10 protein-coding genes are annotated in these 12,475 nt (G+C 70.4%); 3 read left to right on the plus strand and 7 right to left on the minus strand.

Translation table 11 applies throughout. The features are described from left to right. Positions 1-55: 55 nt before the first annotated feature. Complete coding sequence (locus tag B0I29_RS07170; RefSeq protein ID WP_111648106.1) at positions 56-2,200, plus strand: transglycosylase domain-containing protein; 2,145 nt, start codon at positions 56-58, stop codon at positions 2,198-2,200. Positions 2,201-2,218: 18 nt separating this feature from the next. Here B0I29_RS07170 and B0I29_RS07175 read toward each other — a convergent pair whose 3' ends face one another. Together B0I29_RS07175 and B0I29_RS07180 are read right to left on the minus strand one after the other, a co-directional pair. Continuing rightward, a complete protein-coding gene (locus B0I29_RS07175) occupies positions 2,219-2,818 on the minus strand; it encodes a TIGR03086 family metal-binding protein (protein WP_111648107.1) in 600 nt (199 codons plus the stop codon). A gap of 121 nt (positions 2,819-2,939) precedes the next feature. Beyond that, complete coding sequence (locus B0I29_RS07180) at positions 2,940-5,132, minus strand: cobyrinic acid a,c-diamide synthase CobB (protein ID WP_111648108.1); 2,193 nt, start codon at positions 5,130-5,132, stop codon at positions 2,940-2,942. 133 nt (positions 5,133-5,265) lie between these two features. Between B0I29_RS07180 and B0I29_RS07185 the strand changes: the two genes are divergently transcribed. Beyond that, positions 5,266-6,168: an SURF1 family cytochrome oxidase biogenesis protein gene (locus tag B0I29_RS07185; protein ID WP_111648109.1), complete on the plus strand. Its 903-nt coding sequence runs from the start codon at positions 5,266-5,268 to the stop codon at positions 6,166-6,168. Between the two features lie 9 nt (positions 6,169-6,177). Then, positions 6,178-6,600, plus strand: coding sequence for a hypothetical protein (locus B0I29_RS07190; RefSeq protein ID WP_181557725.1), 423 nt, complete (start codon positions 6,178-6,180; stop codon positions 6,598-6,600). Here the strand turns inward: B0I29_RS07190 and B0I29_RS07195 are convergent. The 5 genes from B0I29_RS07195 to B0I29_RS07215 all read right to left on the minus strand — a co-directional run bounded on the left by B0I29_RS07195 (position 6,569) and on the right by B0I29_RS07215 (position 12,425). Further along, positions 6,569-8,077 carry an ATP-dependent DNA ligase gene (locus B0I29_RS07195; RefSeq protein ID WP_181557726.1) on the minus strand — a complete coding sequence of 503 codons (1,509 nt, stop codon included), beginning with the start codon at positions 8,075-8,077 and terminating at the stop codon, positions 6,569-6,571. The genes B0I29_RS07190 and B0I29_RS07195 overlap by 32 nt on opposite strands. Before the next feature lie 77 nt (positions 8,078-8,154). Then, complete coding sequence (locus tag B0I29_RS07200) at positions 8,155-8,352, minus strand: hypothetical protein (protein ID WP_111648649.1); 198 nt, start codon at positions 8,350-8,352, stop codon at positions 8,155-8,157. A 146-nt stretch (positions 8,353-8,498) separates the two neighbouring features. Beyond that, complete coding sequence (locus tag B0I29_RS07205) at positions 8,499-9,953, minus strand: FAD-dependent monooxygenase (RefSeq protein WP_111648111.1); 1,455 nt, start codon at positions 9,951-9,953, stop codon at positions 8,499-8,501. A 16-nt stretch (positions 9,954-9,969) separates the two neighbouring features. Then, on the minus strand, positions 9,970-11,316 hold the full coding sequence (locus B0I29_RS07210) for a dipeptidase (RefSeq protein WP_181557744.1): 1,347 nt from the start codon (positions 11,314-11,316) through the stop codon (positions 9,970-9,972). A 26-nt stretch (positions 11,317-11,342) separates the two neighbouring features. Continuing rightward, on the minus strand, positions 11,343-12,425 hold the full coding sequence (locus tag B0I29_RS07215; RefSeq protein ID WP_111648113.1) for a M48 family metallopeptidase: 1,083 nt from the start codon (positions 12,423-12,425) through the stop codon (positions 11,343-11,345). Between the last annotated feature and the right edge of the window lie 50 nt (positions 12,426-12,475).

Genomic DNA, 12,475 nt, shown 5'->3' on the forward strand with positions numbered 1-12,475 from the left:
GCCTGACTTCTGCCGTTCCGGGGGAACATGAACCCTTTTGTCCTACCGTCAAGGGGTGACGAGCCGACGCCTCACCGTAGCCGGAAGAGTCGCCCTCCTGATCCGAGCCGGGCTGATCTCAGGCCTGGTCATCTCCGGCCTCTCCTATCCCCTGGCAGCACTTGCCGGGATGGGGGTCAAGGCCGGCACCGACGCGTTACAGGCCATGCCGGAAGAGCTCACCGAGGTACCGTCCGCGCAGACCACGTACGTGTACGCCAACGACGGCAAAACCCTGCTCACCATGTTCTACGAGGAGCATCGCAAGCAGACCGCACTGAAGCAGATGTCGCCGTACATCACGAAGGCGATCGTCGCCTCCGAGGACTCCCGCTTCTACGAGCACAACGGTGTCGACGCGAAAGGCGTGGCCCGCGCGTTCGTCGCCAACCAGAAGGCCGGCGGCGTCTCCCAGGGCGCGTCCACGCTGACCATGCAGTACGTCCGGATGGCCCTGCGGGACAGCGCGCGGACGCCGAAGGAAGCCCTCGAAGCCACCGAGCAGACCGCCGCCCGGAAACTGCGGGAGATGCGGCTCGCCATCGAGGTCGAACAGCGCCTCGGCAAAGGGCAGATCCTGGAGCGATATCTGAACGCCGCGTACTTCGGCCATCGCGCGTACGGGATCTTCGCGGCCTCCCAGGTGTTCTTCTCGAAACCGCCGAAGAACCTCACCCTCACCGAGGCCGCGCTGCTCGCCGGGCTGGTCAAGGCGCCTTCGGCGTACGACCCGGCGACCAAGGACCAGCGGGCGGCCAAGCAGCGCCGGAACTACGTCATCGACCAGATGCTCAAGATGGGCTCGATCACCAGCGAACAGGCCGTCTCCGCCAAGCGGGCGAAGATCAAACTGAAGCTGACGGCACCGCCGAACGACTGCGTGTCGATCGCGCGCAAGCACAACGACTGGGGCTTCTTCTGCGACTACTTCAAGAGCTGGTGGCGTGAGCAGCCGGCCTTCGGCCGCAACACCCAGGAGCGCGAGGAGAATCTGCGCCGCGGCGGATACCGGGTGGTCACCACCATCGACCCCAAGATCCAGGGGTACGCCATGGAGCACGTCCTGAAGAAGGAGAAGCGCGGCAGCCCGTTCGCGCACGGGCAGGTCGTCATCCAGCCCGGCACCGGACGAGTGCTCAGCATGGCGGTGAACCGGCGGTACTCGCTCGACCAGAAGGGCAACGGGCGGCACAGCGACTGGCGTACCGAGAGCGGCACCAAGGGCAATTACCCGAACACCGTGAACCCACTGCTCGGCGGCGGCAACATGGCCGGTTACCAGGCCGGGTCCACCTTCAAGATCTTCACGGTGCTGGCGGCGCTGGAAGCCGGGATGCCGCTGTCGACGTCGTACTACTCGCCGGAGCGCTTCTACTCGCAGTACATCACCGCGCCCGGGCCGGCCACCTGCGGCACACACTGGTGCCCGAAGAACTCCAGCAAGTCGATGACCGGCCGGCAGAACATGTGGAGCGGCTTCGGCAAGTCCGTCAACACGTACTTCGTGCAGCTCGAACAGCGGGTCGGCGCGGCGAAGGCGGTCAAGATGGCGGAACGACTCGGCCTGCGGTGGCGTACCGAGGTGGACAAGCAGCTCGCCACCCCGGACCACGCGAACGGCTGGGGCGCCTTCACCCTCGGCGTCAGCGACGCCACCCCGGTGGAGATGGCGAACGTCTTCGCCACCCTCGCCGCCGAAGGCAAGTACTGCGAGCCGCTGCCAGTGATGTCGATCCGCAACCCGGACGGCTCGCACGCCGTCCACGCCGGCAAACTGGTCGCCGCGCCGCGCTGCCACCGGGAGCTCAGCGTCAACGTGGCCCGCGCCGCCACCGACGCCGCCAGGTGCGTGACGGGTTACGGCTCGGCGCGCGGCAGCTGCGGCGGCTGGGGAACATCCGAGATGGTGCACGCCACGCTGGGCCGCCCGGTAGCCGGCAAGAGCGGCACGACGGACGGCAACAAGACGGCGTGGTTCAGCGGTTACACCCCTCAGCTGGCGGCCTCGGCCTTCGTCGCCGACCCGGACAACCCGGAGCACGTGGTGGGCACCAGCCGGGGAACGATTTCGAAATTCACCGTCGCGCAAACCCTGCGGGACGCCCTCAAGGGCGAACCCAAGAAGAAATTCACCCCACCCACCGAAAAACTGACCTGGTAAAGCCGGCCGGATGCGACCTCACCTGCGGCGGGGTGGGTGCCAGGTGGGGTCGCGGCCGGCCAGGCCCAGGGCCTGGCGCAGCGGGTCGTCGCCGGGGCCGGTCGGCAGTGCCGGACCGAACAGGCCCGGAGTGCCCTCGGCCGGGCTCTGGGAGAGGAACTCGATCAGCATTTCCAGGGTGCGCGGGTCGGCCGCGTAATCCTGGTCGGTCGCCCGGGCCAGGTCCCAGCCGTGCATGATCAACTCGTTCATCGCGAAGATGCCCATGTCAGTGGCCGGGAGGGTCACCCCGCCCACGGTGGCCGTGCCGGTCCAGGCTGACGGATCTTTCCACGCCATGGCCAGCTCCTCGAGGACCACCGGGAGGCGGCTGCGCCAGTGGCGGGACAGGTGCTCGGCCGACGGCTCAGGCGGAGGGCCGCCGGCGCCGATGTCGGAGCGCTTGCGGGCGCCCTGGGTGAACGCGTAGGCCAGGCCCATCAGATGGTCCAGCAACGCGGCGACCGGCCAGCCCGGGCAGGGAGTCGGCGTGGTCAGGTCTCTCTCGTCGACGCCGAGCAGCAGAGCCCTGATCTGACGAACCGGCGGATCGAAGTCCAGCGGCACACGATCGGCCACGATGCCCTCCTTCGGTTGTCGTATGCCTCACCGTACGAGGGGGGTACGACAACTTCCGGGTGCTGCCATCTGCTTTCGCACGCAGGGTTGTTTCCGGCTTTCGTGGCTGGTCACCGGCCACTCAGGAGTGAATCGGGATGTCCGCGGTCGGCCGGTTCTCCGGGTTGGCGGACTGGCCCTGGTTCGGCGGTTTGGCCGGGCCCTGGTTGGGCGGCGGCATCCCCGGACCGGGGCCGGACTGCATCCCGGGGCCGGACTGCATCCCGAGACCCGCTCCGGATCCCGGCATCCCCGGAGCCTGCATCCCCGGACCGGATCGAGGGCCGGGCATCAGCGGAATCTCCGGGCCCGGCATTCCCGGCCCGGGCATTCCCGGACCGGAACCAGGGCTCGGCATCGGCGGCATCATCGGAATCCCGCCCGGCGGCATTCCATTGGGCGGCATGCCGTTCGGAGACATGCCGTTCGGCGGCATCGGGGCGCCGTGCATGATCGGTCCCGGGCTGTGCTGAGTTACCGGTCCAGGGCCCTGCTGACGCATCGCCGGGGAACCCGCCTGCATGGGCACCGAACTCGCCGGCATCGGCACCGGACCGGTCGGCCCGTTCCCAGGCCCGCTTCCCTGCCCATTCCCGGGTCCGCCCGCGAACTGCTGGTCACGATGGTCCCGCTGGCCCTGCGGCCCGAGATTGGCCGTCGCCATGCCGGCGCCTGCCATGCCGGCGCCCGCCATCCCGGCCGGCGTCATCGCAGGCGGCTGCATCACCGGAGGCTGCGGCACCATGACCGGAGGCTGCGGCTGCATCGCGGGCTGCTGCATGCCAGGCCCGGACATCCCCTGCCCGGAACCCGGCGCACCGTGCCCGGAACCCGGCGCACCGTGCCCGGAACCCGGCGCACCGTGCCCGGAACCCGGCGCACCGTGCCCGGAACCCGGCGCACCGTGCCCGGAACTCGGCGAACCGGACGAGCCGGGCGACTGCCCCGGGCCCGCCAGGGCCGCCGCCACCAGGCGCTTGGCGATCTCCGGCGCCGCGGCCCAGTGCAGGCCCAGCTGCGAGGCGTGCACCTGACGCCACACGAAGCCCTCGGGGTTGCCGCCGGACCAGGTCCAGGCCGGCGTCGAGCCCGCGCGCGGGGTGACGATCGCGCGGTGCTGCTTGTAACCGGTGATGCGCGCGCCGGCCGGAGCGAGCACGGAGGTGCTCGGCGCGGTCGCCTCGCGGTAACCGGCGACGGTCTGCTCGGCGGTGGTCGCCGCGGCGTCCAGCACACCGCACATCTGCCGCCCGTCCAGCTCGCGGGTGAGCCACGGGAACGCGATGCCCTCGGCCACGACCGGCCAGCCCTCGCGGGCGAACTGGGCGACGACCGCGCTGAGCCGGTGGTTGGCGGAGAGCTCCTCGGCGTACCCCTCGGGCAGGCCCGCGCCCACCACCAGGGCACGCGTACCCGGCGGGAGCGCCTCGTCGCGCAGCGGGTCGACCACCGCGACGTCGGCGCCGGCGGCGGCGAGCAGTTCGGCGGTCTCCACGTACGTATAAGGCGCGCCCTGTCCACCGGCCAGGGCGATGATCGGGCGCTGGTCGCCGGCCTCGCCGGCCGCCTCGGACGGCGTCCAGATCGGGCCGGGGAGCGGCGGTGCGGACGCGGCGAGGGCCATCAGCCGCTCGATGTCGAGCATGGTGGCGACGGCTTCGCCGAGACGGCGGACCGCCCGGCCGGCCTCGACGGTGCGGTGCGCGACCGGCACCAGGCCGTGCGCCCGGGCCGGCAGAACGTTGGGCAGCTCGCCGCGGTGCAGCGCGCCGAGCACCGGCATGCCGATGTCGTCCATGGCGCTGCGCAGCATCTGCTCGTGGCGGGCGGAGGCCACCCTGTTCAGAATCACCCCGTTGAGGTGGACCATCTCGTCGAACATGCGGAACCCGTGGACCAGCGCGGCGAGCGAGTGGCCCATCGCGGCGACATCCACCACGAGCACGACGGGGGCGCGCAGCGCTGCCGCGACGGCCGCGGTGCCGTCCACCTCGGGCTGACCGGTGAGGCTGTCGAAGAGGCCCATGGCACCCTCGACGACGGCGAGCTGGGTGCCGGCCGCGCCATGCGCGAAAAGCGGCGCGACACGCTGGGCACCGACCAGGCGTGGGTCAAGGTTGCGGCCGGGGCGGCCGGCTGCCAGACCGAGGTACGCCGCATCGGTGTGATCCGGTCCGACCTTGAAGCCAGCCGTCGGGATGCCACGCGCCGCGATGGCGGCGAGCAGCCCGACAGCGATGGCTGTCTTGCCGTGGCCCGACGACGGCGCGCTCACGACCAGACGAGGCTGGGTGATCAATATCTCCCCCGAGGATTCCGCTATCGGCAGCCGCGTGATAACGACTGCCGGATGTCGCAGACTACCTGGCTGCGGCGGGCGTTACTGTCGCGCCAGGTAGCCTCTGGGGGTGTACCGGTTCCTGCTGACACCTCGCTGGCTTGCTGCTTTCGCGCTGACCGTCGTCGCTGCGGTGGTCATGGTGATGCTCGGCAACTGGCAGCTGCGGCGGTACCACGAGCGCACCGACATCAATGAACGGATCGATTCCGCGAGCTCGGTGCAAGCCGTTCCGTTCACGTCGATCCTCACCGCGCCGACGGCCGCCGGCACTCCGGGCGCCGCCCCGGGCAAGTCTCTGGCCTGGACAAAGGTGACCCTCACCGGTCGATACGACGCCAGTTACGAGATCCAGGCCCGCGGCCGGACGGTCGGCAGCGAGGTGGGCTTCGAGATCGTCACCCCGCTGGTGCTGGACGACGGCACGGCGGTCCTCGTCGACCGGGGCTGGGTGCCCGCCGGGGACACCGGCGCGCTCGCCGCGCCCGAGGTCCCGGCCGCGCCCAGTGGACGGGTGACAGTCGTCGGCCAGATTCACCTGTCGGAAAGCCGACCTGCCGCGGTGGAGCGCCGGGACGGCCGGTTGGACACCCGCCGGCTGAGTGTCCCGCGTCTCGCGCAGGAGCTGCCGTTCCCGGTCTACGGCGCCTACGTCCTGCTGAACGAGCAGACCCCGGCCGCCGATCCGGCCTTCGTGCAGGTTCCGATCTCGCACGAGGACTCGTGGCAGAACGGCGGTTACGCGGTCCAGTGGTGGCTGTTCGCCGTGATGGCCCTGTTCCTTTACGGGTGGCAGGCCCGCCGGGAGGCGCACGGTCTCAATACTCCGGACAACCAGCCTCGGGACAACCAGGCTCCGCGCGTACCCAAGAAGGGCGCAAGCGGGCAACGCCCGCTGGACCGGGTCGAAGCGGCTGATCTGAAACGGAAAGAGAAGGAACGGGATCTCGCGGCGCCCGGCGCCGGGGATTAATCTCGCGGCATGACCTTCCCGCCGGGAGACCCCTGGGGCACGGATTCCCCGCCGCCGAGTGCGGTGTCACCGACGGCAGCGGGCCCGGTGATCGTCCAGATCGCTGAGATCGAGGTCACGTCCTCGCTGGTGCGCACGCCTGTCGGCGATTTCCCGCTGGCCGGGTCGCATTGGCAGGTCACCGATCATTGGTACGGGCAGCGGCGCACCCCGACGTGGGCGAAACTCTTCGCTTTCATCGGCATCTGCCTGACTGCCGGTCTGAGCCTGCTGCTCCTGCTTTACAAGGAGACGGTCCCGCAGGGCACCGTCCACGTCACGGTGATGAGCGGCACCCGGCAGTACGTCGCTCGCGTCAAGATCCACCAGGAGTCCGACGCCGCCGTGATCAACCAGCAGGTCAACTATGTCCGGAGTCTCGCAGCCCTCTGACGGCATCGATCGTGTCGGCCTCCGACGCCGGTTTGTCGTCGCGGTAACGCAGCACCCGCGCGAACCGCAGCGCGACCCCGCCCGGGTACCGCGGCGAGGTCTGCACGCCGTCGAACGCGATCTCGACCACCTGCTCCGGCCGGACCCGCACGACCCAGCCGTCGTCGGAGACGGCCAGCTCCTTGAACCGCTCGGTCTGCCAGCGCAGCAGCTCGTCGGTCAGCCCCTTGAAGGTCTTGCCGAGCATCACGAACTCGCCGGTCTGCGGGTCACGCGCACCGAGATGCAGGTTGGACAGCCAGCCACGGCGGCGCCCATGCCCCCACTCAACGGCAAGAACCACCAGGTCAAGGGTGTGCCGGGGTTTCACCTTGACCCAGGCGGCGCCGCGGCGGCCGACGTCGTAGGCAGCCTCGGGTGATTTGACCACCACGCCCTCCTGGCCGGCGGCGAGCGCGGCGGCGAAGACGGCCGCGGCCTGCTCCTCGGTCTCGGCCGTGGACCGGCCGACGAGCAGCTCACCCGGAAGCGCGTCGGCGAGTGCCGCCCAGCGGACCCGGCCCGGCTCGTCGAGCAGGTCCGTCCCGTCCAGGTGCAGAAGGTCGAAGAAGTACGGCATCAGGGTCACCCCACGCGTCACCGTCTCCTGGAACGGCCGGGGCCTGCCGTCCGGGCCGAGCGCCATCGCCTCGCCGTCGAGCACCGCCTCACGCACTGGCAGCGCCCGGACGGCCTCGACCACGTCGGGCAGCCGGGCGGTGATGTCGTCGAGGCTGCGCGAGAAGACCGCCACGTCATCGCCGGATCGGTGCACCTGGATGCGGATGCCGTCGAGCTTGGTGTCCACGACGACCGGCGTGCCGGTGGCGAGCAGGGCGGCGCCGACGTCGGGCGCGCTGCTCGCCAGCATCGGGCTCAGCGGGGTGCCGACCCGCAGATGGATCTCGGCGAGGGCGGCCGCTCCCCCGGTCAGCGCCGCGGACGCGACCTGTTTGAGGTCGCCGCAGAGCAGCAGAGCCCGGCGCACCGCGGTCTTGGGAACCTCCGCGGCCGCGGCGATCGCGTCGGCCAGCAGCCCGGCCTGCGCGCCCTGCCGCAACTCGCCGCCGAACAGCCCGACGAGCAGCCGCTGCTCGTCGGCGGTGGCCGCGCCGAAGAGCGCGCCGACCAGATCACGACGCCGGGCCTGCGATCCGGCACCGGCGACCACCGAGATCTCGGCGATCGCGGCGTCGACCGCGGCGACGCTCAGCGTGGGCTCGGCCGCGGGTGGTGGCAGATCACGCAGGCTCGCATAACCGACGCCGGTCTGCCGCTGACGCAGCTCACCGGCGAGGAACGCCGCACCGGCCGTGATCTCCCCCGGCTCGAGGCGGCGCAGCGCATCAGCCAGCAGCTCGATCTTGGCTTTCCGGCCGGAGGTCGAGCTGACGGCGGCCGAGGTGGCAGCTATGTCGAGAAACCGCACGAGTCCCATCCTGGCAGGGTCACGCTGTTTCGGCGCTGGGGTCGCGCTGTTTTCAGCGCGACGGTCACGCTGTTTTCAGCGCTGGGTCACGCCGCTTTGGGCTCGGCGACTCGGAAGCCTCGGGCCCGCACCGCGTCGGCGACCCTGCTCAGCTCGGTGTCGAGCGCGCAGAGCACCTTGGAGAGATCCTCGAGATGGTCGTGGAGCGTGTCGTCGTCCCACCCGGAGACGTCGACGTCTCCCAGGGCGCTGGCGGCGGCACGAAGCCGGGCGATCGACTCGATCCGATCGCGGGTCCGGAGGCGAGCGAGCGTGTCCCGCGGGCCGGCGGGCAGAGCCCGGACCCCGCGGCTGGTCGGCGCAGGCGCAACAATCGAACGCATGTTCGAATCCTAACAGGATTGATCGCCGCACCAAAGGTCGATTTAAGTCACCGCGCCAGGGCGTAGCGGAACCGCAGCTCCGCTTCGGCGGGTTCGGAACGGGCCGCTACGAAGCCGTCCGGGCGTACCAGATAGAGCAGGCCGGGGCGCAGCGCCGTGCCCGGCGCAGCGGGGAAGAGATGCACGGATATGCCCAGGTCAGGCACCTCTTCGGCGGTCACTCCACCGTAGGCGTGCACCTGCCACTCGGCGGCGCGCAGCACGGCGTAGTTGTCGCCGCTCCACGGCAGCCGGCGACCCACCACCGGGTCGCGGCGGCCCTCGGACGAAGTCCCCCGATAGTGGATCCGCGTCTGCGACACGTATTGGAACAACCGCGTCCCGGTCGACGAGCGCGGCAGCAGCCGAACACCGATCGGCGCGATCAGGGGCACGGCGAGACGCCGCAGGGTACGCGCGGGAAGCCGGCTGGACGTGATCAGCCCGAAGAGACGGTCCGTGGTGGCGACGAGCTTGCGGGCCACCGGGCGGCGCTCGGCCTCGTACCGATCGAGCCAGGTGTCCTTGGCCTTGCCGCGCAGCACGTCGGCGAGCTTGAAGGCGAGGTTGTGCGCGTCCTGCAGGCCGGTGTTCATCCCCTGCCCGCCGATCGGCGAATGCACGTGGGCAGCGTCCCCGGCCAGGAAGAACGGCCCGTCCCGGAAGGCGGCGGCAACCCGGTGATGCACCTTGTACGTGGCGAACCACCGCGATTTTTCGTATTTAACATTGAATATCCGGCTCAACCGGTCGCGGGCGTCGTCCTCGTCGAGGTCGCCGTCGCGCACCGCCCCGATCAGCCGCCAGTTGCCGTCGCCCCGCATCGGGAACGCCACCATGAAATCCGTGCCGTTCGGCCGGGCGTTGATCGCCCTTTCCTGAAGGCCGCTGACGCCGGCAGCGTCCAGGACGAAGAACCGGTGCGGGTTGGTGACCCCGTCGAAACCGATCCGGCGAGCCCGGCGGACCACCGAGTTCGCCCCGTCGCACCCGACGCAGAACCGCGCGCTGACCGTGTCGTTGCCGATCTTCGCCGAGATCCCCTGCTCGGTCTGCACGACAGCGGTGACCGGGTTCTCCCAGTGCACCTCACCGCCGAGTTTGCGCAGGTTGTCGTAAAGGATCTCCTCGTTGCGGCTCTGTTCGAGGATCTCGATGAACGGGTACGGGGTCACCTTCAACCCGAGCGGCCCGAGCGGAACCCGGCCGAACGCGCGCGGGCCGAAACCCGGCGCGAACGCCTCAGCCCGCCGGGCCGCTTCCAGCACGTGGTCGCCGATGCCGAGTTGGTCGTATATCTCCAGACTCCGTGCCTGTACGACGAGCGCCCGGGACTCCCGGGTCGGCCCGTCCTTCGTGTCCGTGACGATCACGTCCACGCCCAGGCGCGTCAGCCAGTTGGCGAGCATCAAACCGGTCGGACCGGCGCCCACCACCAGGACCTCGCACGACAACTCGGCCATCGGCCACCCCGCTCCATTACTTCGTCAGGCTCTCCGCGACGTTCTTGAGCAGCAGCGCCTCGGCGACGCAGACACGCTCGAACTCACCGAGGTGCAGGCTCTCGTCCGGTCCGTGGGCACTCGAGTGCGGGTCCTCCACGCCGGTCACGAGAATCGCCGCGTCCGGGAAGAGCTCCTGGAACGTGGCGATGAACGGGATCGAGCCGCCGACACCCATGTCGACCGGCTCGGTGCCGTCCCAGGCGTCACGGAATGCCGCCCGGGCCGCGTCGTACGCCGGACCGGTCGCATCGATGACGCAGGGCGAGCCGTCGCTTTCCAGCTCGACCTTCAACGAGGCCCCCCACGGAACATTCCGCTCCAAGTGGGCACTGATGGCCTTGAACGCCGATGCCGGGTCCTCACCCGGCGCCAGCCGCACGCTGATCTTCGCCCGCGCCGACGGCTGCAGCGCGTTCGCCGCCTCCAGCGTGCGCGGGGCGTCGATGCCGAGCACCGCGATGGCCGGCTTCGTCCAGATCCGGTCGGTGATGGTGCCCTTGCCGATGAACTCGACGCCGTCGAGCATCCCGGCCTCGTGACGGAAGCGGTCCGCCGGGTAATCCACGCTGGCGCCCTCCCGGCCAACCAGGCCGTCGACCGCGACCTCGCCGGAGTCGTCGTGCAGCGTCGCCAGCAGCCGGGCCAGGGTGATCAGCGCGTCCGGGACCGGGCCGCCGAACATGCCGCTGTGCACGGCGCTTTTCAACACCCTGACCTCGGCGAACAGGTTGACCAGACCGCGCAGAGAGGTGGTCAGCGCGGGCTGCCCGATGTCCCAGTTGCCGGAGTCGGCGATCACGATCACGTCGGACCGCAGCTCTTCCAGGTGCTCGTGGATGATCGTGTCGAGGGAGTCGGAGCCGTACTCCTCCTCGCCCTCGACGAAGACGACCACACCGACCGGCAGCTGGTCGCCGAACGCGCGCAGTGCGGCGACGTGCGCCATCACGCCGGCCTTGTCGTCGGCGGCGCCCCGGCCGTACAGCCGGCCGTCGCGTTCCACCGGCTCGAACGGGTCGCTCGTCCACAGCGCGGGGTCACCGGCCGGCTGGACGTCGTGGTGCGCGTACAGCAACACGGTCGGTGCGCCGGCCGGGGCGGCCTTGCGCCCGATCACGGCCGGCTGGCCGCCGTGCCGCACGATCTCGGTGTCGAGCCCACACCCGCGCAACAGCTCGGCGACCGCTTCGGCGGACCGCTCGACGTGCGCGTGATCGAAACCTTCAAAGGCGATGCCCGGGATCCGAACCAACCGTTCCAGGTCGGCACGGACGCCGGGCAACTCGCGCCGGATCGCGGCGCGCAGATCGGATTCACTCAGGCTCATGCCGCCGATCGTAGGCCCGATCAGTTCTGCGGCGCGCCCTCACCACCGTTGTCGCCCTGACCGCGCCGCCGCGCGTCGCTCGCCCAGTTCATCGCCCGGCCGGCAGCCGCGCCGGCCATGTCCGACGCCCCACCGCCGACCCGGCGCAACAGCCCGACCAGCGGGTCCTGCGAGTCGGAAAAATCTTTTTTGTACGCCGAAGCAGCCGCTTTCACATCCTCGGAGACCGACGAGGAACCGTCGTCGTCGCGGCGCGGGTAGTCGCCGGCGAGGATCTGCGAGTACTCGCCCGAGTCGACCCACTTGCGCAGCTCGGCCGCGCGAGCGACCGGCACCGGGTGGGTGCTCCACGCGGTGATGCCGATCTTGTGGACGCTGTCCCGCAGGTCACCGCCGCCTTCGTACTCCCCGGCCTGCTCCAGGAACGCCGCGGTGTCGATCTGCGACAGGTCGCCGCCACCGGCCAGTTTCATCAGCAGGCGCAGCGAGGCGGCCGGGTCCTGACCGGCGAGCAGACCGGCCCGGTCGGCGGAAAGCTCCGCCTTGCGCCACCACTCCAGCATCGCCGCGATGATCGCCCGGAGCGCGATCGCGCCGACCGGGATCCAGCTGATGTTCGCCGCCCAGCTGGTCAGGATCGACATGATGGTCTTGTAGACGGCGTGGCCGCTGCGCACGTGGCCCAGCTCGTGCCCGAGCAGGGCGCGCAGCTCGTCGTCGTCGAGTTTCTCCACCGCACCCGTGGTGATCACGATGAACGGCTTGTCCAGGCCGATCGCCTGACCGTTGATGATCGGGTTCTGGGTGACGTAGAGCTCCGGCAGGTCGGGCACGTCGAGGGTGGCCGCGGCCTCGGTGAAGCGCTGGTAGACCCGTGGGTACTGCCGATGGTCGACGCGGATCGAACCGGCCAGGAACGTGAGCCGGAAACCCCGCTCGTTCCACATGCCGAAGAACGTCTTCACGACGTCGTCGAAGCCGCGCAACTCGCGCAGAGCGGAGAGCGCTCCGCGATCGGCCGGATGCTCCCAGGCACGCGAACTGATGCCGGTCAGGGTCACCCGTCGCCGCACCGGCTGGGTCGCGTCGTCGGAAGTCGTCATCGATCCTCACCCCGATCCCCGCCGCCCACGCGGCAGTCATGGCTGCGTGG

Origin of the sequence: Actinoplanes lutulentus (genome assembly GCF_003259845.1) — a bacterium.
Lineage (GTDB): Bacteria > Actinomycetota > Actinomycetes > Mycobacteriales > Micromonosporaceae > Actinoplanes > Actinoplanes lutulentus.

What these genes read in the sequence shown, in the direction of transcription:
- B0I29_RS07190 (WP_181557725.1), top strand. Translation starts at nt 6,178, where the DNA reads ATGACCTTCCCGCCGGGAGACCCCTGGGGCACGGATTCCCCGCCGCCG.
- B0I29_RS07195 (WP_181557726.1), bottom strand. Translation starts at nt 8,077, where the DNA reads ATGGGACTCGTGCGGTTTCTCGACATAGCTGCCACCTCGGCCGCCGTC.
- B0I29_RS07215 (WP_111648113.1), bottom strand. Translation starts at nt 12,425, where the DNA reads ATGACGACTTCCGACGACGCGACCCAGCCGGTGCGGCGACGGGTGACC.
- B0I29_RS07205 (WP_111648111.1), bottom strand. Translation starts at nt 9,953, where the DNA reads ATGGCCGAGTTGTCGTGCGAGGTCCTGGTGGTGGGCGCCGGTCCGACC.